This window comes from Actinoplanes sp. NBRC 103695 (genome assembly GCF_030269485.1).
Classification (GTDB): domain Bacteria; phylum Actinomycetota; class Actinomycetes; order Mycobacteriales; family Micromonosporaceae; genus Actinoplanes.
This window is the reverse complement of sequence record NZ_BSTL01000026.1, coordinates 1-20,935: the sequence shown is the minus strand read 5'-3', so window position 1 is coordinate 20,935 and position 20,935 is coordinate 1. Positions and strand designations below refer to the sequence as shown.

General features: G+C 73.3%; 20 protein-coding genes. 8 read left to right on the top strand and 12 right to left on the bottom strand.

Annotation, left to right across the window (positions count from 1 at the left end; all coding sequences use genetic code 11):
* The first annotated feature begins 5 nt into the window (after positions 1-5).
* Both QSK31_RS36420 and QSK31_RS36415 read left to right on the top strand, forming a co-directional pair.
* Positions 6-1,526, top strand: a complete 1,521-nt coding sequence (locus QSK31_RS36420) for a hypothetical protein (protein ID WP_285689241.1) — start codon at positions 6-8, stop codon at positions 1,524-1,526.
* Positions 1,523-2,785: a CHAT domain-containing protein gene (locus tag QSK31_RS36415; protein ID WP_285689240.1), complete on the top strand. Its 1,263-nt coding sequence runs from the start codon at positions 1,523-1,525 to the stop codon at positions 2,783-2,785. Before QSK31_RS36420 ends, QSK31_RS36415 begins: the two co-directional genes overlap by 4 nt.
* On the opposite strand, the gene QSK31_RS36410 is transcribed toward QSK31_RS36415, so the two are convergent.
* The gene (locus tag QSK31_RS36410) at positions 2,782-3,201 is read right to left on the bottom strand and encodes a hypothetical protein (RefSeq protein ID WP_285689239.1); all 420 of its coding nucleotides are present in this window, start codon (positions 3,199-3,201) and stop codon (positions 2,782-2,784) included. The genes QSK31_RS36415 and QSK31_RS36410 overlap by 4 nt on opposite strands.
* Positions 3,202-3,496: 295 nt before the next feature.
* On the opposite strand from QSK31_RS36410, the gene QSK31_RS36405 reads away from it, so the two are divergent.
* Positions 3,497-3,988 carry an RNA polymerase sigma factor gene (locus QSK31_RS36405; protein WP_285689238.1) on the top strand — a complete coding sequence of 164 codons (492 nt, stop codon included), beginning with the start codon at positions 3,497-3,499 and terminating at the stop codon, positions 3,986-3,988.
* A 15-nt stretch (positions 3,989-4,003) separates the two neighbouring features.
* Here the strand turns inward: QSK31_RS36405 and QSK31_RS36400 are convergent, their stop codons facing one another.
* The 6 genes from QSK31_RS36400 to pcaH are packed head-to-tail and all read right to left on the bottom strand — an operon-like array spanning position 4,004 to position 9,014.
* Complete coding sequence (locus QSK31_RS36400) at positions 4,004-4,654, bottom strand: 3-oxoacid CoA-transferase subunit B (RefSeq protein ID WP_285689237.1); 651 nt, start codon at positions 4,652-4,654, stop codon at positions 4,004-4,006.
* Positions 4,651-5,316, bottom strand: a complete 666-nt coding sequence (locus QSK31_RS36395; RefSeq protein WP_285689236.1) for a 3-oxoacid CoA-transferase subunit A — start codon at positions 5,314-5,316, stop codon at positions 4,651-4,653. Before QSK31_RS36395 ends, QSK31_RS36400 begins: the two co-directional genes overlap by 4 nt.
* Positions 5,313-6,572 carry a bifunctional 3-oxoadipate enol-lactonase/4-carboxymuconolactone decarboxylase PcaDC gene (gene pcaDC, locus QSK31_RS36390; protein WP_285689235.1) on the bottom strand — a complete coding sequence of 420 codons (1,260 nt, stop codon included), beginning with the start codon at positions 6,570-6,572 and terminating at the stop codon, positions 5,313-5,315. Before pcaDC ends, QSK31_RS36395 begins: the two co-directional genes overlap by 4 nt.
* Positions 6,569-7,750, bottom strand: coding sequence for a lyase family protein (locus tag QSK31_RS36385; protein WP_285689233.1), 1,182 nt, complete (start codon positions 7,748-7,750; stop codon positions 6,569-6,571). Before QSK31_RS36385 ends, pcaDC begins: the two co-directional genes overlap by 4 nt.
* Entirely contained in the window at positions 7,747-8,277 is a 531-nt protein-coding gene (pcaG, locus tag QSK31_RS36380; protein WP_285689232.1) for a protocatechuate 3,4-dioxygenase subunit alpha, read from the bottom strand. The genes QSK31_RS36385 and pcaG overlap by 4 nt, the downstream gene beginning before the upstream one ends.
* Positions 8,274-9,014, bottom strand: a complete 741-nt coding sequence (gene pcaH / locus QSK31_RS36375; RefSeq protein WP_285689231.1) for a protocatechuate 3,4-dioxygenase subunit beta — start codon at positions 9,012-9,014, stop codon at positions 8,274-8,276. Before pcaH ends, pcaG begins: the two co-directional genes overlap by 4 nt.
* A 70-nt stretch (positions 9,015-9,084) precedes the next feature.
* Between pcaH and QSK31_RS36370 the strand changes: the two genes are divergently transcribed.
* Both QSK31_RS36370 and QSK31_RS36365 read left to right on the top strand, forming a co-directional pair.
* Complete coding sequence (locus QSK31_RS36370; protein WP_285689230.1) at positions 9,085-9,843, top strand: IclR family transcriptional regulator; 759 nt, start codon at positions 9,085-9,087, stop codon at positions 9,841-9,843.
* Positions 9,844-9,886: 43 nt separating this feature from the next.
* Complete coding sequence (locus QSK31_RS36365) at positions 9,887-11,044, top strand: 4-hydroxybenzoate 3-monooxygenase (protein WP_285689229.1); 1,158 nt, start codon at positions 9,887-9,889, stop codon at positions 11,042-11,044.
* Here the strand turns inward: QSK31_RS36365 and QSK31_RS36360 are convergent.
* Positions 11,017-11,991 (bottom strand): LysR family transcriptional regulator, encoded by a 975-nt coding sequence (locus QSK31_RS36360; protein WP_285689228.1) that lies wholly within the window; start codon positions 11,989-11,991, stop codon positions 11,017-11,019. The two genes, QSK31_RS36365 and QSK31_RS36360, sit on opposite strands and share 28 nt — an antisense overlap.
* A gap of 73 nt (positions 11,992-12,064) precedes the next feature.
* Between QSK31_RS36360 and QSK31_RS36355 the strand changes: the two genes are divergently transcribed.
* Together QSK31_RS36355 and QSK31_RS36350 are read left to right on the top strand one after the other, a co-directional pair.
* Entirely contained in the window at positions 12,065-12,874 is an 810-nt protein-coding gene (locus tag QSK31_RS36355) for an inositol monophosphatase family protein (RefSeq protein WP_285689227.1), read from the top strand.
* Entirely contained in the window at positions 12,874-13,470 is a 597-nt protein-coding gene (locus QSK31_RS36350) for an NAD(P)H-binding protein (protein ID WP_285689226.1), read from the top strand. Before QSK31_RS36355 ends, QSK31_RS36350 begins: the two co-directional genes overlap by 1 nt.
* Here QSK31_RS36350 and QSK31_RS36345 read toward each other — a convergent pair.
* From QSK31_RS36345 to QSK31_RS36330, 4 genes are all read right to left on the bottom strand, one after another.
* Positions 13,454-15,670, bottom strand: a complete 2,217-nt coding sequence (locus tag QSK31_RS36345) for a serine/threonine-protein kinase (protein ID WP_285689225.1) — start codon at positions 15,668-15,670, stop codon at positions 13,454-13,456. The two genes, QSK31_RS36350 and QSK31_RS36345, sit on opposite strands and share 17 nt — an antisense overlap.
* A gap of 1,227 nt (positions 15,671-16,897) precedes the next feature.
* Entirely contained in the window at positions 16,898-17,173 is a 276-nt protein-coding gene (locus tag QSK31_RS36340; protein ID WP_285689224.1) for a YggT family protein, read from the bottom strand.
* A gap of 43 nt (positions 17,174-17,216) precedes the next feature.
* Positions 17,217-18,485: a sensor histidine kinase gene (locus QSK31_RS36335; protein WP_285689223.1), complete on the bottom strand. Its 1,269-nt coding sequence runs from the start codon at positions 18,483-18,485 to the stop codon at positions 17,217-17,219.
* The gene (locus QSK31_RS36330) at positions 18,482-19,156 is read right to left on the bottom strand and encodes a response regulator transcription factor (protein ID WP_285689222.1); all 675 of its coding nucleotides are present in this window, start codon (positions 19,154-19,156) and stop codon (positions 18,482-18,484) included. The genes QSK31_RS36335 and QSK31_RS36330 overlap by 4 nt, the downstream gene beginning before the upstream one ends.
* A 312-nt stretch (positions 19,157-19,468) precedes the next feature.
* On the opposite strand from QSK31_RS36330, the gene QSK31_RS36325 reads away from it, so the two are divergent.
* Positions 19,469-20,683 carry an MFS transporter gene (locus QSK31_RS36325; RefSeq protein ID WP_285689221.1) on the top strand — a complete coding sequence of 405 codons (1,215 nt, stop codon included), beginning with the start codon at positions 19,469-19,471 and terminating at the stop codon, positions 20,681-20,683.
* The last annotated feature ends 252 nt before the right edge of the window (positions 20,684-20,935 follow it).

Below are 20,935 nucleotides of genomic sequence, written 5' to 3'. Positions count from 1 at the left end.
AGGTCATGGCCCAGAAGTCCACGGCGGACGGTAGCGCCGGCTCGCGTCCGTTGTGGCCGGAGCCGTGGGCGATCGACGTCGCCACCCAGGCGGACCGCATCAGCCATCGGGTACGCGCCGCGGTGGCCGCCGGCGGCGAGGACGCGGTGCGGGCCGCCTACCGCGAGGCGATCGAGTCGCACCTGACCGCCGCCCGCCAGGCCGCCCGGTCGCGGGGGCGGGCACTCAAGCGCGGGCCGGCCGACCGGTGGCGCGGCACGTCGATCGAGCTGGCGTACCGGCACCTGCACGAGGCCAAGGTCTTCCTGACCGAGCTGGTGCCCGAGGACGAGCTCGACGAGCTGGTGCCGGAGGTGCAGGCCAAGATCGCGTACTGCCTGCCGCCGGACGACGTGCGCCGGCTGCGGCTGGGCGAGTTCGCCACCCGGGCGGATCAGGGCAGCGGACGCAAACGCGCGGCCATCTCCCAGGCCATGCAGATCATCTACTCGGCGACGGACCAGATGCACGCTCGGATCCGGAGCTTCCGCAACCTCGTCCTGTCGGCGACGGCGCTGATCGCGGTCTTCGGGACGGCGCTGATCGTGGTCGTCTACGTGAAGCCGGAACTGCTGCCGATGTGCTTCTACCCGTCGGCGGAGCTGCCCGGATCGCCGGCCGGCGCGATCTGCCCCAGCGGCGCGGCCACGCCGACCGCCAACGACATCATCATCATCGTCGGGATCGGCACGGTCGGCGGCGTCCTCGCCAGCCTGTTCGCCATCCGCAAGGTCCGGGGCACGTCGACGCCGTACAACATCCCGGTGGCGCTGGCGGTGTTCAAGGTGCCGGTCGGCGCGCTGTTCGCGGTCGCGGGTGTGCTGCTGATGGGTGGCGGCTTCCTGCCCGGTGTCGGCGGGCTCGATTCCCAACGGCAGATTCTGGCGTACGCCCTGGTCTTCGGTTTCGCCCAGCTGCTGGCGACGCGGCTGATCGACGCGCGCGGCATCTCCCTGCTGAACGAGCTGCCGGGCGGGGAGACCCCGGCGCCCCGTTCCCTGTTCGGGCCGTCGGCGAGCACCGAGGGACCGGCACAGCACCTGCTGTCGAAGGTGCCGGAGGTGGTCACCGACCAGGTCCGGTCGGCGATCCTCGGGCCGCCGCTGGTCAACTTCGACGGCTGGGTTTCGGTGGCCGTCCTGCACGACGGCGCGCTGGTCGCCGTCGGCGAGGACCGCCGGGTCGCCCTGGTGCGCGGCCGGTCCTACTCGGTCCTGGTGACCGTCGGACCGTCCCAGGTGGCGGAACTCGCGGAACGGCTGGTGGTGACCGGCGGCGTGGACCGGCCGGCCGTGGAGTTCTCGGCCGAGATCGACAGCGACCAGCCGGCCCTGCGGCGCGAACCCGAGCCCGTCCGGGTCTCGTCCCGGTCGGCCGGCTCCGCCAGCTTCGACGTCTCCGTGGATGATCCGGTCAACCTGTGGATCCGGGTCGCGCAGGGCCGGCGCACGCTGCAGAGCATCAGCCTGCTGATCGTCCCGGCATGAACCCGGTCATCGCGGTGGTGTCGGTGCGGCCGGCGCCCGCGACTGCCGGGATCTCGCTGCACTTCGAGTTCCCGCCCACCGGCGAGACGGTCGACCTGCCGCTGCCCGGCCGCGGCCCGCTGGACGCCGCCCGGCGCAAGGCGGGCTACTACCTGACCCGGCTGGTTCCGCTCGTCGCGGGAACGCCGGTCACCCGGGCCGAGGCCGGCGAGGCGCTGCGGCTGCTGCTGAACTCCGGCCGGGAGCTGGCCAGCCTGCTGGCCGGCGGCGACCGGCGGCGGATGCTCCGGCTCCAGGAGGCCTTCCAGGTGGCGTGGCCGACATGGGAGGTGGCCGACTGGGACGACCCGGCCGCGCCCGTACCCGTCGTCCAGGTCAACTGCGCGACCGAGACGTTCCCGCTGGAGTTGCTGCCGCTGTTCGGCTTCGGCCGGATGGCCGACGCCGGCAACGACCTCGACCTCGCCCGGGCCGCCGCCCGGCTGCTCGGCTTCAGCTGCGTGGTCCAGCGGCTGACGGCGAACGCCCTGCCCGACGATCACGTGCTGCGCAACGAGCCCGCCCTGCCGGTCCAGTTCCTGCGCCACCGGCGCCTGGGCAGTGTCGGCGAGGAGGAACGGTTCCTGGGGTCGCTGCACCCGCACGTCTCGGTCGAGGGACCGTGGCCGGAGGCGCAGGACGACGACGCTGTCCGGGACGGCCTGCTGCGGGCGCTCTTCGACGGGGCGGCGCTGTTCCTGCCTCCGGGTGATGCGCTGCCTCCGGTGCAGGTGCAGCACTTCGCGTGCCACTGCGACACCTCGGCCGAGCACGACGACGACTACACGATCGTGTTGTCCACCCGGCGCGGGCGGCGGCGCAGCGTCACGTTCGGCGAGCTGCGGCAGTGGTACCACGACGCCTACTTCGAGGACCCGCGGGACGCCCGCAACCGGGCGGTGATCATCCTGAACGCCTGCGCGTCGTCCCGGACCGACCCGGTCACCGCCTCGTCGTTCCCGCGCTGGTTCCTCGAGTGGGGCCACCGCGCGTTCATCGGCACCGAGACGGACGTGCCCGACGACGTCGCGGCGGCGTTCGCGGCCTGCCTCTACGGGCGCCTGCTGGAGCGACGCCGGCCGCTCGGCGAGGCGGTCGTGCGGGCCCGCCGGGACCTGCTGCGCGACTACCGCAGCCCACTCGGGATCCTCTACGTGATGTACGGCGACGCGGACCTGACCGTGGAGCGCTCGCGGCCCGGCGTACACCGGGCGGGTTAGGTCTTGATCCTCAACCGGGTGAACACGCCGTCGGCGAGCGGGATGAGGAAGACCGCGACGCCGAGTACGACGCCGGCCTCCACCTGGTCGAGCCCGACGGACGTGGCCACGTTCGGGCAGGTGCCGACCGCCCAGCAGAGGAAGGCCAGCCCGGCCAGGACGTAGAAGTGCGGCAGCGGCCGTTTACCCTTCGCGCGCTGACCCTGCCACCAGAGATAGCCGACCGTGCCCGCGAGGCCCGCGACGACCACCACGATGAGCAGGCCGCGCCGTCCGGTGCCGAGGGCCGCGGCGGCCGGCACGAAGAACGCGAGCGTCTCCGCCGGGACGTACTTCACCAGCTTCTCGGGAAGCTGATCTCCACCCACCGCCTTCTTGCCGCGGAGGGACACGGGCGGGACGACGGTCCTCGGCATGAGCTCAGTGTCCGCCGCCGTTCCCGCCGGTGGAAGGCATCGATGTCGTTCCGTACGGGTGGTTCCCAGCTCTGCGCCGCCGCGGCCGGTCGCGCGGGAACCGGGGAAATCCTCGTCGAGGCCGCCTAGACCCGCTCGTCGGGATACGGCGATAATCTCCGAGGTCGCATTTGTTCGCGAAACAGCCTCGAACAATTCGTTGACCTGCGCGAACGCCGATCCGATGTGGAAAAGGACCGGCGCGGCACGGATCCTTCGATCACTCTGGGATCCGGTCGATCCACTGGAGGCACAGATGCAACGTCAAGGCTGGGATCTGCCGGCTCTGGTCGCGGCCAGTATGGCGCACGACGAGCGGGCGTGGGACGAGCTCGTGTGCCGGTTCGCCGGTCTGGTGCTGTTCGTCGTGCGCAGCTACCGGCTGTCCGGTCAGGACGAGCAGGACGTCAGCCGGCTGGTGTGGCTGCGCCTGGTGGAGCACCTCGGCCAGATCAACGACGACCCCGCCGTGCTGCCCGACTGGCTGGCCGAGACCACCCGCCAGGAGTGCGAGAAACTGGTCCGGTTCCGCCCGGACACCGAGGTCACGCGCCGGTCTCGCCTGCTCGTGGCGATCGGCATGCTCGCCCCCGCGGACCAGGACCTGCTGAAGATGCTGAGCGCCGACCCCCGGCCGTCCGACGAGGAGATCAGCCGGACGCTGGGCCTCCCGCTCGGTGACGTCGCCGCGGCCCGCGCCCGCGTCCTGGCCGCCGTGCGCGCCAACCTCACCGCTGAGGCCGCCTGATCTCCACCCTCGCCCTCATTCTCGGTTCGGTGGCCGCCTGATCTCCACGTCCAGGCGCTCGGCCAGTTCGTCGAACTCGATGCCGAACGTCTCCGGCACCACCACGCCGTCCGCGGTGAGATGGAAGATCGCCAGCTCGGTGTAGACGCGGCTGACGCACGCCAGCCCGGTCAACGGGTACGTGCACTCGGGCACCAGCTTGGCGGTGCCGTCCTTGGCGAACAGCGACATCATCACGAACACGTCCCGCGCGCCCGTCGCCAGATCCATCGCGCCGCCGACCGCCGGGATCGCGTCCGGCGCCCCGGTGTGCCAGTTGGCCAGATCGCCGCGCGCCGACACCTGGAAGGCGCCCATGATGCAGATGTCCAGGTGACCGCCGCGCATCATCGCGAACGAGTCGGCGTGATGGAAGTAGGCCGCGCCTGGCAGCTCGGTCACCGGCTGCTTGCCCGCGTTCGTCAGATCCGGGTCCACGTCGTCACCGGTGGCGATCGGGCCCATGCCGAGCATGCCGTTCTCGGTGTGCAGGACCACCCCGCCGGCCAGGTCCAGATAGTCGGCGACCTTCGTGGGCTGTCCGATGCCCAGGTTCACGTACGAGCCGTCCGGGATGTCCCGGGCCACGATGCGGGCCATCTCGTCCCGGTCCAGCGGGCCGCTCACGACGCCACCTCCACCAGGTGGTCGACGTAGATGCCGGGCGTCACGATCGCCTCCGGATCCAGCTCGCCGACCTCCGCCACCCGGGTGACCTGGGCGACCGTCGTCGTCGCGGCCGCCGCCATCACCGGGCCGAAGTTGCGGGCCGTCCTGCGGTAGACCAGGTTCCCGGCGCGGTCGCCGACGTGTGCGCCGATCAGCGCCACGTCGCCGCGGATCGGGAACTCGAGAAGATAGTCGCGGCCGTCGATGGTGCGGGTCTCCTTGCCCTCGGCCAGCAGGGTGCCGACGGCCGTGGGGGAGTAGAACGCGCCGATGCCGGCACCGGCCGCCCGCATGCGTTCGGCCAGGTTGCCCTGCGGCACGACCTCCAGCTCGATCTTGCCGGCGCGGTAGAGGCCGTCGAAGACCCAGGAGTCCGACTGCCGGGGGAAGGAGCAGATGACCTTGCGTACGCGGCCGGCGGCGAGCAGGGCGGCCAGGCCGGTGTCGCCGTTGCCGGCGTTGTTGCTGACGATGGTGAGATCGGTGGCGCCGTGGTCGATCAGGGCGTCGATGAGGACGACCGGCATGCCGGCCATGCCGAAGCCGCCGACCAGCACGGTGTCGCCGTCCTGGATCTGCGCCACGGCGTCGGCGGCCGTGGAGACCCGGGTGCGGCTCATGCGTGGCCGCCTGAGCTCTGGCCGGCATTCGGTTCAAGATCGTTTTTGCCGAGATCGCGGCCACCGCCACCGCCCCCACCCCTGTGGGTGGGCGTGACTGTAGCGGTTTCGGCTGACACTTCCGCCGAGTTATCCACAGGGCCGGCTTCGGCGTTCAGCTCGGCGAGCACCTTCGCGGCTATGCGGAAGGCAGTGTTCGCCGCGGGTACGCCGCAGTAGATCGCTGTCTGCAACAGGACCTCCTCGATCTCGGCGTCGGTCAGGCCGTTGGTGCGGGCCGCCCGCACGTGCAGGGCGAGCTCCTCGTGGTGACCCAGAGCCACCAGCGCCGTCAACGTGATCATGGAGCGGCTGCGGCGGTCCAGGCCGGGCCGCGTCCAGATCTCGCCCCAGGCGTACCGCGAGATCAGGTCCTGGAAACCCGCGGTGAACGGCGTGGGCGCGGCACGGTCCACATGCGCGTCTCCGAGCACGGTACGGCGCACGGCCATCCCGGGCTGCGAGAGCTGGGAGAGCAGCAGGGCGGCCACCTCGTCGGGGCGCTCGGCGGGCGCCTGGTGCGCGGTGTCGTCGAGCACGACCAGGCGGCCGTAGCGCACGCCGGACGCGATCGACGCCAGCGAGGCGGGCGGTGTCGCCTCGTCGAGGGCGCCGGCGACCGCCAGGACCGGTGTGGTGATCTCGGCGAGCCGGTCCCGCAGGTCGAGCGCGGCGAGGGCGAGGCAGGCCAGCGCGTACCCCTCGCGGTCGGTGTCGCGCAGCGCGTGCAGCAGCGCCGATCCGGCGGCCGGTTCGCGGGAGAGGAACCCGGGGGCGAACCAGCGCTTGGCCGACCCCTCGATCATCACGGCCGTGCCGGATCCGCGGACCAGCCCGGCCCGTTCGCGCCAGCTCGCGGGGGTGCCGATCCGGGCGCCGGTGCAGAGCAGCACCGCGGCTTGGACCTGGGCGGGCGCGGCGAGCATGAGGGCGAGTCCGGTGGCACCGCCGAGCGATACCCCGGCGTACCGGAAAGGGGCGTCCCCGGCGAGATCGAGCACCGCCCGGGCGAGCTCCTCGACGGTGAACGGCCCCGGCGGCGAGGGGCTCCGGCCGTGGCCGGGCAGGTCCCAGCCGATCACGTGGAACCGGCCGCCGAGCCGGTCCACGCAGCGTCCCCAGAGTGCTTCGACCGTCGTGCCGACGGACGGCCCTACCAGCAACAGCGGGCGGCCCGGCGCGTCCGCGAGCACGGTTCCGGCGAGGGCGGGGATCATCGCGCCGCCGCCCGGAAGACCTCGGCGCGGCGCAGGGCGGCGTCGATGATCGCGTCGGTGACGCCGCGGTACGGCCCGTCCGCGTTGCCGGTGACGCGCGTCTGCTCGGCGTCGACGCCGGGGCGTGCGGCGGCGAGGTTGGCGGCCATGCGGGCGACGTCGACCGTCAGGTCCCGCAGCAGCGACGCCGTCTGGGATCCGGCGATCACGGTACGGCGGGCCAGCGTGCGCACCGTGTCCCCTTCGACGTGCCAGGCGCCGTCGGCCCGCTCGTCGCGTTGCTCGCCGGCCGCGGTGTGCAGCGTCGCGGACAGGCCGGGGGCGGCCAGGGCGGCGCGGCGGATCAGCACGGACAGGGTCGGGTTCCGCTTCTGCGGCATGGTCGAGGACGCGCCGCCGGTGCCCTCGGCCAGCTCGCCGATCTCGGGGCGGGACGCGGTGAGCACGTCGTTGGCGATGTGGGCCCAGGCGTCCGTCAAGCCGGTCAGCGCGTCGCCGAGCCGGGTGATCGCGCCGCGCCGAGTCTGCCACGGCAGCGCGGGCGGCAGGCCGAGGTGGTCGGCGGCGTGCGACACGAGGTCTTCGACCGGGGACAGCGCGGTCGCCGCGGCGAGGCTGCCCGCCGCGCCGCCGATCGCGACGGGCAGGCGGGCCGCGGCGGTGAGCTGCGGCGCGGCGTCGAGGACGCCGCCGAGCCAGGTCGCGACGGTGAGGCCGAAGGTGATGGGCACGGCGGGTTGGGTGAGCGTACGGGCGGCGCGCGGCGTGTCGCGATGCGCGGCGGCGAGCGCGGCCAACGACGCCACCTGGGCCGCGAGGTCGTGGCGGATCCGGTCGCACGCCTCGCGCAGGCCCAGCACGAGCGCGGTGTCCAGGGTGTCCTGACTGGTCAGCCCCTTGTGCAGCCACTCAGCGGCCGGACCGTCGAGGCGCGAGCGCAGCAGATCGAGGAGCGGCAGGACCGGGGTGCCGCTCGACTCGGCAGCGGAGGCGACCGTGACCGTGTCGCCCGGCTCGAGCAGCTTGACGAGATCGACGGCGACCGAGGCGGGCGCCACCGAGGTCTCCACGAGCGCCGCCAGCCACGCGGTCTCCACCCGGGCCATCGCGGCCAGCAGGGCGTCGTCGGTGAGCAGGCCGTCGCAGCGGTCGTCGCCCGGCCAGAGGAGGCCGGTCACCGGTGCCCGGGAAAGGTCAGGAACACCGTCTCATTGTCACCCTGCAGGTGGACGTCGAACACCAGGCCGTGCTCGTCGGGCGTGGCGACCAGCGTGTCCCGCCGCTCCGGCTCGAGCCCGGCCAGGAACGGGTCGGCCTCCGACCGGGCCGAAGGCGGGTAGATCCGGGTGAACAGCCGGTGCGTCAGCCCCCGGGCGAAGACCGTGACCGCGAAGAACGGCGACGTCCCCCCGGGCATCAGTGTGGTGAACGAGTAGTGCCCGGCGGCGTCGGTCTCCGCGCGGCCGAAGCCGGTGAACGTCCAGCCGTCCCGCCGCAGCGAACCACCAACCTGCGGCACCTGTCCGCCGGGATCGGCCTGCCACAGTTCCAGCAGCGCGTCGGGCACCGGGTCGCCGGCGCCGTCGTAGACGTGGCCGTGCAGCCGGATCGCCCCGGCGCGGCCGGGCGGCACCAGGTCGCCACCGCCCTCGTACGGGAGGGCGTAGTGGAAGAACGGCCCGACGGTCTGGCCCGGGGTGGTCACACATCCTCCATGGGTGTCCGGTGCGACCCGGTCAGCACGATGTCCCAGCGGTAGCCGGTGGCGTACTCCGGCGTCGTCAGGTCGTGGTCATAAGTGGCGATCATGAGCTCGCGGGATGCAGGGTCGGTCACCGACTGGAAGATCGGGTCCAGGGGGAACAGCGGGTCGCCCGGGAAGTACATCTGGGTGACCAGCCGCTGGGTGAACTCCCGGCCGAACAGCGAGAAGTGGATGTGCGCCGGCCGCCACGCGTTGAGGTGGTTGCGCCACGGATACGGTCCGGGCTTGATCGTCTGGAAGCGGTAGCGGCCGTCCGCGTCGGTCAGGCAGCGGCCCGCGCCGGTGAAGTTCGGGTCCAGAGGCGCCGGGTGCTGGTCGCGTTTGTGTATGTAGCGTCCGCCCGCGTTGGCCTGCCAGATCTCCACCAGCTGGTGGGCGACCGGGCGTCCGCCGCCGTCGGTGATCCGCCCGGCCACCACCATCCGCTCGCCCAGCGGCTCGCCGGAGTGCTGGATGGTCAGGTCCGCCTCGGCCGCACCCACGTCCTGGTGGCCGAAGCACGGCGCCCACAGTTCGATGCTCTCCGGATCGGCGTGCACCAGGCTCTTCGTCGGGTGGCGCAGGAGGCTGCTGCGGTACGGCGGGTAGTCCCGGCGTGGCTGCTCGAGGCCCTTACCCGCGTCGGCGGCCTCGATGCTCTGGATCTCCGCGGTGATCTCGGCCTGCGTCTCGCTCACGACTGCGACGCTAGGCAGGATGCCCGGATATGAGCGAGACTTGCCTTCCGTCCAGCGAAAGGAGGGGCCCGTGGCGGGCAACAGCGCGAACCCCCGGGTCAGCGTGACGTCCCGGGTGCTGGACCTGCTGGCCGCGTACGACGACGAGCACCGCAGCCTCAGCCTGACCGCCCTGGCCCGCCGCGCGCACATGCCGCTGGCCACCGCGCACCGGCTGGTCGGCGAGCTGGTCCGCGGCGACGCGCTGGTCCGCCGGCCGGACGGCGACTACGTGATCGGCCGCCGGATGTGGGACCTCGGGCTGCTCGCGCCGGTGGAGACCGGGCTGCGCCACGCGGCCTCGCCGTTCCTGCACGACCTCTACGGCGCCACGCTCGCCACGGTCCACCTCGCGGTGCGCGACGGGAGCTCGGCGCTCTACGTCGATCGCGTGTCCGGGCACGCTTCGGTGCCGGTGGTCAGCCAGGTGGGTTCCCGGCTTCCGCTGCACGCGACGGGGGTGGGCAAGGTCCTTCTCGCGTACGCCCCGGAGGACGTCCGCGGTGACGTCCTCGCGCATCTCACCCGCGTGACGCCGTACACGGTGACCCAGCCGGGCCGGCTGCTCGACCAGATCCGCCGCGTGCACAGCGACGGCTACGCCACCACCAGCGAGGAGATGAGCCTGGGGGCGTGCTCGGTGGCTGTTCCCGTGCGCGACCCGGACGGCGAGGTGGTCGCCGCGCTCGGGATCGTGGTGGCCGGCTTCCAGCGCGACAGGGGCCGGCTGGTGTCGGCGCTGCAGGTCGCGGCCCGGGGCATCGGGCGCAGCCTTTCCGCTCAGCGGTAGCCGCGCCTTGCCCGCCCGCACCCGGCGACCGTTGGCTGGCCGCATGCGTACCCAGGTCGCCATCATCGGCGCGGGCCCGGCCGGCATGCTGCTCGCCCACCTGCTGCACCGGTCCGGCGTCGACGCGGTCGTCCTGGAGACCCGGTCGCAGGAGTACGTGGCGTCCCGCATCCGCGCCGGCATCCTCGAGCAGTCCTCGGTCGATCTGCTGACGTCGGCCGGCCTCGGCGACCGGCTGCACGCCGAGGGTTTCGCGCACCGCGGCATATATCTGCGGTGGCCGGGGGAGCGGCACCATCTCGACTTCGTCGATCTGATCGGCCGTTCGGTCTGGCTCTACGGCCAGACCGAGGTGCAGAAGGACCTGGTTGCCGCGGGCACTGCTTCTGTCGAGTACGACGTGAGCGACGTCGCGCTGCACGAGGTCGCCACCGACCGGCCGTACGTCACCTATGTGGACGCCTCCGGCACGGCCCGCCGGCTCGACGCCTCGGTCATCGCCGGCTGCGACGGTTCCTTCGGGCCGAGCCGCGCCGAGGTTCCCGGCAAGACCTGGGAACGCACCTACCCGTACTCCTGGCTGGGGGTCCTCGCCGACGTGCCGCCCTCCACCGACGAGGTGATGTACGCCTGGCACCCGGAGGGTTTCGCGCTGCACTCGATGCGCTCACCCACGGTCAGCCGCCTCTACCTGCAGGTCCCCAACGGCACCGACGTGCGGAGCTGGTCCGACCAGCGCATCTGGGAGGCGCTGGCGACCCGGCTCGGCCACGGCCAGGACGGCTGGAAGCTCACGCCCGGCCCGATCACCGAGAAGAGCGTCCTGCCGATGCGCAGTTTCGTGCAGACGCCGATGCGCCACGGCCGCCTGCTCCTGGCCGGCGACGCCGCGCACATCGTCCCGCCCACCGGCGCCAAGGGCCTCAACCTGGCGATCGCCGACGTGGCCCTGCTCGCCCCCGCGCTGATCGCCCTGGTCAAGGAGAACGATCCCACGCTCGCCGACCGCTATTCCGGCGACGCGGCCCGCCGCGTCTGGCGCTGCACCCACTTCTCGTGGTGGATGACGACGATGCTGCACCTGGGCGACGACCCGTTCGACGCGGAGCTCCAGCTCTCCCAGCTCCGCTGGGTGACCAGCTCCGAGGCCGGTGCGACCGGTCTGGCCGAGAACTACGCCGGCCTCCCGATCGGTTTCTGACCGCCCGCGCTCCGTCCGGCCGCCGTCTCGCCGGCCATCGTCGCCACGGCTCGGTGGGCGCCACTCAGCGCGGCCTCCAGGGTGGCGGCGACCAGGTCGCGCAGCCACGCGTGGGCCGGGTCGGTGGTGTGCCTGCGGTGCCAGCTCACCGCGGCGACCTCCGAGGACAGCTTCCACGGCAGCGGGCGCGTCCGCAGCCGCGGCCCGAGCGGATCCCGCAACCGGCGGGGAAGCACCACGACCGCCTCCGAGGTCGCGACCACAGCCAGGGCCGCCGCCACGGTCGGCACGGTCGCCACCACCCGCCTCGTCAGCCCCTCCGCCTGCAGCACCCGGTCCACCGGGCCGCCCGACCGGCCGCGCCGGGAGACCACCACGTGCGGCGCCCCCGCCACCTGCGCGGCCGTCGGCCGGGCGACGTCGACGGCGTTCCCGCGGCGCAGGACCAGCACCATGTCGTCGGTGCCGACCACCCGGCTGACGATCGAGCCCGCCGGCGCCGACGGGCAGTCCACCGCGATGTCGACCCCGCCGCGACTGAGCTCGCGGTCGTCGTCCCGCGACTCGCCCACCAGCCGGAGAGTCACGTGCGGCGCCCGCTCGGCGACCGCGGCGACCAGCCCCGGGGCCAGCGCGGCGAGCAACGCGTCGTGGCTGCGAACCGTGAACGTCCGCTCCAGCGTCGCCAGGTCGAGCTCCTCCGCCGGCCGCAGCACGTCATGGGCGCGGGTGACGAGCTCGCGCACCTCCTCCCGCAGCTCCAGCGCCCGGGCGGTCGGCACCATCTCGCGGCCGTTGCGGACCAGGATCGCGTCGCCGGTCGTCGCGCGCAGCCGGCCCAGGATGCGGCTCACCGCGGGCTGGGTCAGGTGCAGCTGCGCCGCGGCGTCCTGCACGCTCCGATGCTCCAGCAGCGCGTCCAGACCGACCAGCAGGTTCAGATCCATATGAGCGAGCGTAATGCCTGCCTTGCCGAACATGCATTGGACTCATCCGCGCTGACTTCCTAGCGTCGCAGGCATGAGTCTTCTCGACGACGTCACCCGGGCCGCGACCGAGGCGGGCGACCGCCTGCTGTCCGTCTGGACACCCGACGCCCGCCCCGCCGACCGGCAGCAGATGCGGGTCGCCGCCCTCCGCAACGAAGAGCTCTCCGGCGGCCCGCTCAAGGAGGCGCTCACCGCCTTGCGCCCCGACGCCGGCTTCGCCGAAGACGACCTGCCGCCCGGCGGCGGCGCGTGGTGGGTGGTGGACAACGCCGAAGGCAGCGTCAACCACGTGCACGGGCTCACCGAGTGGGGCGTGAGCGTCGCGCTGATCGAGGACGGCCGGACCCGGCTCGCGGTGTTCCGCCGGCCGATCGGCGACCTCACCTACACCGCGGCCCGCGGGCACGGCGCCTGGCTCAACGGGCGCCGGCTCGCCGTCTCCACCAAGCAGGGCCTGGACATCGCGGTGGTCGGTACCGGACAGGCCGAGGCCGGGCAGAGCCGCACGTACGAGCGGATCGGCCGCTCGATCACCGCAATGCTGGACCGGGCGTTCCTGGTCCGCGCGACCGTCCCGTCCACCTTCCCGATGCTGCTGGTCGCCGCCGGCCACATGGACGCCTTCTGGCAGTACCAGCCGGTCCTGCCCGGCGTCGCCACCGGAGCTCTGCTGGTGAACGAGGCGGGCGGGCTCGCCACGACCATCGACGGCCGCCCGTGGACCCCCGGCTCGGACACCGTCCTGATCGCCGCGCCGGGCGTGCACGGCCCGGTCCGCGACGTCCTGAACGGCGAGACCGGCCTCGGCGAGGTCACCCGCGCGACCGCGGCGGCCGGCTGATGGCGGTCGTGATCCTCGGCGCCAGCGGCGGCACCGGCCGTCACCTCGTACGCATCGCCGGAGAACGCGGGCTCGACGTGCGCGCTCTCGCCCGTACCCCCGGAGCGGGTTTTGTCTTGGCGGACGTGCACGACCCCGCCAGCATCGCCGCCGCCGTGGCGCCGGACGACGTGCTCGTCTCCGCCCTCGGCCTCCGCCGCCGCGCCGACGCCGGAACCCTCATCGCCGGCGCCCGGGCCGCCGTCGCCGCACGCCCCCGGCGCATCGTCTGGCTGGGCGCGACGGGCACCGGACCGTCGGCGGCCAAGGTCAGCGGCTTCACCCGGCGCCTGCTCCGGGCCGGCTTCGGCGCCGAACACACCGACAAGGAGACCGCCGACGCCGTCATCCTCAACGCGGGCGGCACCGTCGTCCACTCCGGAGTGATGTCCGACCGCGTCGACCGGCCCGGCATCACCCTCGTGCCGCTCGCCGCGCTGCCGCACCGCTTCTGGCCCGCCGGCGCGCCCAGGGCGACCATCGCGCGCCTGATGCTCGACGAAGCCGTCGCCGCCGCCCCGCGCACCGGGGTGCTGGCCGTCAGGGCGTCCGGCTGACCCGCACGAACGACTGCGTCGAGGAATCCGCGTCGCCGTAGGTGGTCATCTTCGTGTCCGAGCAGGTGTACGGGGACTGGTTGTCCCCGTTGCCGAGGTTGCCGCCGAACTGCCGCCTGCCCTCCCGCCGCATCACGAACGTCAGCTGCCCGGAATGCTCGGCGAAATAAGCCCGGCCGGCCCGCGTCTCGATCCGATACTTGATCGTCCCGCGGATGGTCTCCTCCCACTTGCGGCCACGGACCTTCGCGGTCAAAGGCTTCAGGCCGGCGTACGAGTCGATCGCCCTGCCGTCCGGCCAGATGCGGGTGGTCGCGCCGCCGGCGCTGGTGAAACGGGCGTCCACGCCGTTGATCGGCTCGTTGATGACCTGCATGGAGGTCATCCGCCAGGTGCCCACCAGGCAGGAGTCGAGCAGCGGGTTGGTGGGGGAGGGCTTGGCCGACGGCGGCTGGGAAGCGGCCGCGGCCAGCGCGGCGGCGCTCTTGACCGCGGCGGGCTTGGCGCCGTCGCCACCTTCGTCGTCGGACTGTGGCCAGGTGAACCACAGGATCGGCGCGGCCACCACGACGGCGACGGCGGCGCCTACCGCCACCAGGACCTTGCCCGGGACCGACCGGCGGGGTGCGGTGGTGCCGGTCAGATCGGCCGGGGTCATCGGTACAGGGCGTCGCTGCGCCACGACGGGCGCCGTATACCCCGGCGCCGAGTTTTCTGGCGTCGCGTTGGTCGGCGTCGTGGGGCTCGGAGACCGTGGCGTGGCGCTTTGCGTCGGCTGCGGCGTGCCGTCGCTAGCGGCGGCTGATTCCGCCCAAGGATCGGAAGCCGGAGGAAGGACGGGCACCGTCTCTGCGTCGGCTGCGGGTGCGGCGACGGTCTCGGGGGTGCTTTTCGACGGTGTCTCCGCTGCTAGCGGCGCTGTCTCCGCTGACCGGGACGCCGTCGCAGCCGCCCCTGGCGCTGTCTTTGCCGCGTCATCGGTCGCAGCGGCGGCCTCGGTGGCCTCGTCGGGTGTTGCGGACGGGACCGTCGCGGAATCCGGGGCGGCCGGGACTGTGACGGGGGCCGGGGTAGCCGGGACTGTGACGGCGGCCGGGGTAGCCGGGACTGTGACGGCGGGCGAGGCCGCGGGCGGGACGGCGGGCGAGGCCACGGGCGGGGCGGCGGCTGGGGCGGCGGCTGGGGCGGCGGCTGGGGCGGCGGGGTCGGGCACGACGGTAGGGCCGTCCGGTGGCCGGATCGCGGTGGGTGCCGCCAGGGTCGGCGAGGGCGCTATCGCGGTCGACTCGCGTTCGTCGGTGTCGAAGCGGGACTTCCGGCCGCCCGCGGGCAGGAAGCGCGACAGGCCACGCCGCTGCGGCGGGACCGCACGCGGTTCGGCCGCGCTCGCGACGTTGGCCAGCAGGGGCCGCGCCTGCTCGGAGGTGAGGCGGCGCTCAGGATCCTTCTCCAGCAGCCCCTTGATGACGGCCCAGAGCTGACCGGCGTGCGGCGGCGGCTCCGGCCGCGACGACAGGATCGCCGCCACCGTGGCCTGCGTATCGTCCCGCTGGAAGGGCGACCGTCCGGTCACGGCCGTGTAGAGCGTGACCCCGAGCGCCCACATGTCAGCCGCGGCGGTGGCAGGCGTGCCGTTGATCCGCTCCGGCGCCATGAAGGCCGGCGACCCGACCATCTGCCCGGTGGCGGTCAGCGCCGTGGCGTCGTCCAGCGCCGCGATCCCGAAGTCGGTGAGCACCACCCGATCGGTGTCGAGCAGGATGTTCGCCGGCTTCACATCCCGGTGCAGAACCCCTTGGCGGTGCGCGGCCCGAAGCGCGTCGAGCACCCGCAGCCCGATCTCCGCGGCCCGCTTGACCGGCACCAGCCCGGCATCCCGGACGAGCTCGGCCAGCGACTGCCCGTCGACGAGCTCCATGACGATCCACGGCCGCCCCGCGTCGGTGACCACGTCATGCACGGTGATGATGTCCGGATGCCGCAGCCGCGCCGCGGCCTGAGCCTCCCGCAGAGCCCGCCGGACCAGCGGATCGTCCGCACCGACAGCCTCGTCCCCGGCGCCGGGGAAGAAGATCTCCTTGACCGCGACATCCCGCCCGAGCAACTCGTCGTGCGCCTGCCAGACCGCGCCCATCCCGCCACGCCCCAGCCGCCGCAAAAGCCGGTAGCGCCCCGCAACGGTCCTCGTCCCCCCGGCCATGCCGCGCAATCTACCGCCCTCTCCCGCCCCACCCGCCTCAGGCCAGCGTGCGTCCCGCAGTCAAGGACACCCTTGTGGACAACGGCCGCAAAGTGTCACACCCACGAGCTACATTCCCTCCCACCCACTGGGGCGGGGGAGGCGGACGGTGCGGCGGCCCGGTGGGTGCGACAGGTGCCGTGGGTTGGCGCCGCGCGCGGCGCCGGGGGCCGCGCGGTGGGGTCGGCGGCGCCAGCCGCAGCGGGTGGGGTCGGCGGCGGCGCCAGGCGCAGCGGGTGGGGTCGGCGGCGACGGCAGGCGCAGCGGGTAGCCGGCGGCTACGCCAAGGGCAGCGGGTGGGGTCGGCGGCGACGGCAGGCGCAGCGGGTAGCCGGCGGCTACGCCAAGGGCAGCGGGCGGAGCCGGCGGCGACGCCAGGCGCAGCGTGGTGGGGCAGGCGAGCGGTGCGGCTGGGGCGGGCGGCGGCGCGGTAGTCAGACAGCGGGCGAGCGGCCGCGGGAGGCAGCCGGCACTTGCTGGAGACAGAGCGGTGAAGGTCTGGCGGGAGCTCGCGTGGCCGGACCTTGTGGCCCGCTTGCCGAGGCCACTTTCGCTCGGAGCGGACTCAATCAGGTTTCCCGGCGGCGGGGTGGCCGCTCACGGCTGGTGCCGCCGCTCGCGGTGGTGCGCGGCACGCGAGTTGGTGGGTGGGCACGCGGGTGGGGGCAAGCGAGTGGTTGCCCAGGTGTCTCGGTCCGGGTGGTCCGCCAGGACTGTCCACGACAGCCACTCCCGCGACCGGTGGTAGGACCAGGCGCCGTCCGCGACGGGCTTACCGCACTGGGCTACCACCTTCGCGGAGGGCGGTAGCTGAGCGCGGTACTCCGGGCCGGATGCCGTGCTGACCCACCACTGCGTGCCTGGCCCTACCACTCGCGCCAGCTCCTACCACCGAACGCGTCCGGGCTGAGTCGCGTCCGGGCTGAGTCGCGTCCGGGCTGAGTCGCGTCCGGGCTGAGTCGCGTCCGGGCTGAGTCGCGTCCGGGCTGAGTCGCGTCCGGGCTGAGTCGCGTCCGGGCAGAGCCGCGTCCGGGCAGAGCCGCGTCCGGGCAGAGCCGCGTCCGGCCGGAGCCGCGAGCGGCGGCGATGACGGCGAGCAGGCAGCCGGCCGCCTGGCACACCCGGCACGACCACGTGCTGGGCACCACAGGCGGCAACGGCCATGAGCGGGTGCCGGGCCCGCGGGACTCAGATGAAGCTGCGGATGATCACGATCGCCAGGAAGACGACGATGAAGGCCAGGTCGATGCCGACGCCGCCGAAGCGGAGTGGGGGCAGGACGCGGCGGATCGGGGCCAGGATGGGCTCGGTGGCGGCGAAGACGCCTCGGGTGACGCGGCCGCGGAAGCTGCCGGGCATGCTCGGGCCGGCGAAGACCACCGCCCAGTCGAGGATGGCGCGGGCGATCAGCAGCACCTGCAGCAGCAACAACAGGAAGCTCACGAGGGCGAGCACGGGGCCCATGGGACTCCTTCACGAGAGTGGTGACCACTCAACTGTGAGTCACTCAGTTGTGAGAACGCTGAGTTCCGGCTGAGGGTTTCCACGATACGGCCAAAGGCAGGCGCACGGTGAAGGTGGCGCCGTCGCCGGGGCGGCCGTCGGCAGTGATCGTGCCTCCGTGGCCGGTCACCACCTCGCGGAGCAGGGCCAGGCCGAGGCCGAAGCGGCGTTCGTCGCTGCCGCCGCGGTGGAAGCGGTCGAACATGCGGGCGGCGTCGGCCGGGTGGAAGCCGTCGCCGGTGTCCGCCACGAGCAACTCCGCCCGGCCGCCGGCGGCCCTGGCCACCGTCACCGTGATCCGGTCGCCGGGGAGGGTGTGGCGCAGGGCGTTGGTGATCAGTTCGCCGGCCACCCGGTGCAGCGCGGATTCGACGCCGGCGACGAGGACGGGTTCGTCGGGGCGGACCAGGCTGAGGCGTACGCCGTGTTCGGCGGCCCGGTCGGCGTCGGCGGCGACGGCGGTCTGCACGATCTGGGCCAGGTCGACGGTGCCGACGCGTCCGGCGCCCGCGGTGGCGCCCAGCCGGGCGGAGAGCAGCAGCTCCTCGACGATCTCGCCGAGCCGCCGGGTGGCGCCGACGAGGCGTTCGAGGTCGGCGTCGGGGGCTTGACGGTTCAGCCGGCGGGCGATGAGCTGCGCGCGGGTGTGCACCTGGGCGATCGGCGTCCGCAGTTCGTGGCTGGCGTCCGCGACGAAGCGCCGCTGCCGGGTGAGCGCCTCGGCGAGCGGCCGCACGGCCTGCCGTCCGACGACCGTGGCGGCGAGCGCGGCGGCGACGAGGCCGACCAGGGCGGCCAGCGCGAGGGCGAGGAGCAGGTGCCGCCGGTCGGCGAGCTGGTATCGGGAGTCGAAGACGACCTGCACGATCTCGTCGCCGCGGACCTGGGTGCGCACGTGGTAGACGGTGCCGCCGCCGGGCACCTCGGTGACCTGGTGGTTGCCGGTGGCGGCGACGGCGTCCATCTCGGCGAGCAGCGGGAATCCGGCCGGCGCCGAGGCCCGGCCGGTGGTGACCACGCCGTCGCGGCGGACGAACTGCCACACGCAGTTCGGCGGGCCGGACGGGTCGGCGCTGACCACGGACGTCGCGAGTTCTTGGTCGATCAGGTCGTCCTGGGAGCGGACCAGCGCGAAGTAGGCGACCGCCCCGATCAGGCCGACGGATGCGCAGACGATCAGGCCGACCACGATGCCGACCCGGAACCGGGCCCGGCAGACCATGGCCAGTTCGTCGGGGTCGAGGTCGGCGTGCGGGGCGAAGAACCGCCTCACAGGGTGCCCAGCCGGTAGCCGAGGCCGTGCACCGTCTTCACCGCGTCGCGGCCCAGTTTGCGGCGCAGGTAGTAGACGTAGGTGTCCACGATGGAGGAGCCCGCCGCCTCGTCGAAGACCCGGCACCGCAGCTCGTTGCGGGAGTGCACCGCGCCGGGCCGGGCGGCCAGCATGCGGAGCAGTTCGAACTCGCGGGCGGACAGCCCGACCCGGGTGCCGTCCGGCAGCTGGACGTCGCGCAGGGACAGGTCGAGCAGGCCGGGCCCGATGCGCAGGGCGTCCGCCGACTCGGTGGTCCGCCGGCACAAGGCCCGGACGCGCGCGCTCAGCTCGTCCAGCTCGAAGGGTTTGGTCAGGTAGTCGTCGGCGCCGCCGTCGAGGCCGGCGATGCGGTCGCCGACGGTGCCGAGGGCGGTGAGCATCAACGCCCGGGCGGTGCAGGCCCGGGCGCGCAGCTTGGCGACGAGGGCGAGCCCGTCGAGGGCGGGCAGCATCCGGTCGACGACCATCACGTCGTATGTCCTCGTCAGGCCTAAGTGCAGGCCGCGCTGGCCGTCGGGGGCGCCGTCGACGAGGTAGCCCTCGTCGGCGAACGTCTCGGTGAGCATGTCCCTGAGTTCGGCGTCATCCTCGACCAGCAGGAGCCGATGCGACCTGGCGGTGACGAGCATCCATCGACGATCTCATATGTCTTCACACTTGAATCTGTGACTTTTGACTCTTCAAGTAGTCGGATCGTGCGACGCGGGCCTCGCGGCGCTAGATGAAGGTCAGCAGCGCCGACCACGAAGGCGCCGAAGACGGCGTAGGCCGGCGGCCGCCCCCGCCGCGGTCACGGTCATCGACGAGGTCCCGCTCACCGCCGCCGGCAAGCCCGACAAGGCCGCATTGCTGCTGCGGCGCGAATCCACGGTCTGAACGGCAGGACGTCGCTTCCCAGGGGCATGATCAGGATCCCCGGCCGGGGGTACTAAGGTAAGGAGATGCCTGAGCACCGCCCCTTACCGCTGTGGGCCGGACGCGCCGCCGCGCTGCTAGGCATCGTGCTCGTAGCGCTCACCCTGCGCCAGGCGGTCGCGGTGATCTCGCCGATCCTCGGCGCCATCCGGGTGGACATCCCGATATCGAACATCGGCGTCGGGCTGCTCGGCACGCTGCCACCGATCCTGTTGGCGGCATCCGGGTTCATCGCGCCGCGCGTCGCCCGCGGCTTCGGCCTCGACGGCGGCATCGTGCTCGCGTTGCTGCTCATGACCGCCGGCCACCTTGTGCGCGCGTTCGCCCCGGGCTTCGCGGTGCTGCTCGCCGGCAGTGTCGTCGCGCTCGCCGGTACGGGCATCGGCAACGTGCTGCTGCCGCCGATCGTGCGGCGCTACTTCCCCGACCGGGTGGCGTTGCTGACCGCCGTCTACGTCTGCATCGTGGGCCTGAGCACGGCCGTGCCCGCCGCGGTCGCCGCGCCGGTCGCCGAGCGGCTCGGCTGGCGGTTCTCGCTCGGCATCTGGTCGGTGACCTCGGTGGTCGCGCTCGTTCCGTGGTTCGTCCTCATCGCGCGGGAGCGCCGCCGGCGACCCCCGGATGCCGCCGAGTCCCCGCCGCCCGCCCTCGTCACGCGACTGTGGCGGTCACGCGTGGCCCTGTCGATCACCGTCGTCTTCTCGACCAGCACGATCTGCACCTACGCGGCCTTCGCGTGGCTGCCCGAGATCCTCGGCGACATCGCCGGCTCGACGCCGACCGAGGCCGGTGTGCTCCTCGCCGTCACCGGCCTCATCAGCGTGCCCCTGGCACTCATCGCGCCCCTGCTCGTCGCGCGGCTGCGCAACGTCGGCCGGCTGATCGCCGCCGGGATCGCGAGCTTCGTGCTCGGCTACCTCGGTCTGCTGCTCGCACCCGCGACACTCACCCTGCTCTGGGTGCTGTTCATCGGCTCGGGGTCGATCCTGTTCCCGGTCTGCCTCGTGCTCATCAACGATCGCACCCGGACTCCCGGCGGGACGGTCGCGCTGAGCGGCTTCGCCCAGGGCGTCGCGTACGCGCTCGGCGCGCTCGGTCCGCTGCTCGTCGGGCTGCTGCACGACGTGAGCGGCGGGTGGACCCTGCCGCTGCTGTTCCTGCTCGCTGTCATCCTCATGGCGGCCGTCCCGGCGATCACGCTCGCGAGGCCCGCGTTCGTCGAGGACGAGCTCGCCCGCTAGTGCCCGGTGCGGGGTCGGGCTGGGGTGTCCGCTCGCCTTGGTTGCGGTTGCTTGCGTGCGGTGCGGGGTCGGGGCGGGGTGTCCGCTCACCCTGGTTGCCGTCGCTCGCGCCCGGTGCGGGGGTACCTGCTCGCCCTGGTTGCCGTTGCTTGCGCCCGGTGCGGGGTCGGGGCGGCTTGCCAGGCGCCCGGGTGCCTGCTCACCGTTGCTGCGGCCGGTCGCGGCCGTGGCCGGGCGCGGTTGGTGGTAGGA

Coding starts and splice junctions, on each gene's coding strand:
- QSK31_RS36410 (WP_285689239.1), bottom strand. CDS start 3,201: ATGCCGAGGACCGTCGTCCCGCCCGTGTCCCTCCGCGGCAAGAAGGCG.
- QSK31_RS36355 (WP_285689227.1), top strand. CDS start 12,065: ATGAGTCTTCTCGACGACGTCACCCGGGCCGCGACCGAGGCGGGCGAC.
- QSK31_RS36350 (WP_285689226.1), top strand. CDS start 12,874: ATGGCGGTCGTGATCCTCGGCGCCAGCGGCGGCACCGGCCGTCACCTC.
- QSK31_RS36325 (WP_285689221.1), top strand. CDS start 19,469: ATGCCTGAGCACCGCCCCTTACCGCTGTGGGCCGGACGCGCCGCCGCG.
- QSK31_RS36340 (WP_285689224.1), bottom strand. CDS start 17,173: ATGGGCCCCGTGCTCGCCCTCGTGAGCTTCCTGTTGTTGCTGCTGCAG.
- QSK31_RS36330 (WP_285689222.1), bottom strand. CDS start 19,156: ATGCTCGTCACCGCCAGGTCGCATCGGCTCCTGCTGGTCGAGGATGAC.
- QSK31_RS36395 (WP_285689236.1), bottom strand. CDS start 5,316: ATGAGCCGCACCCGGGTCTCCACGGCCGCCGACGCCGTGGCGCAGATC.
- pcaDC (WP_285689235.1), bottom strand. CDS start 6,572: ATGATCCCCGCCCTCGCCGGAACCGTGCTCGCGGACGCGCCGGGCCGC.
- QSK31_RS36405 (WP_285689238.1), top strand. CDS start 3,497: ATGCAACGTCAAGGCTGGGATCTGCCGGCTCTGGTCGCGGCCAGTATG.
- QSK31_RS36360 (WP_285689228.1), bottom strand. CDS start 11,991: ATGGATCTGAACCTGCTGGTCGGTCTGGACGCGCTGCTGGAGCATCGG.
- QSK31_RS36345 (WP_285689225.1), bottom strand. CDS start 15,670: ATGGCCGGGGGGACGAGGACCGTTGCGGGGCGCTACCGGCTTTTGCGG.
- QSK31_RS36365 (WP_285689229.1), top strand. CDS start 9,887: ATGCGTACCCAGGTCGCCATCATCGGCGCGGGCCCGGCCGGCATGCTG.
- QSK31_RS36420 (WP_285689241.1), top strand. CDS start 6: ATGGCCCAGAAGTCCACGGCGGACGGTAGCGCCGGCTCGCGTCCGTTG.
- QSK31_RS36415 (WP_285689240.1), top strand. CDS start 1,523: ATGAACCCGGTCATCGCGGTGGTGTCGGTGCGGCCGGCGCCCGCGACT.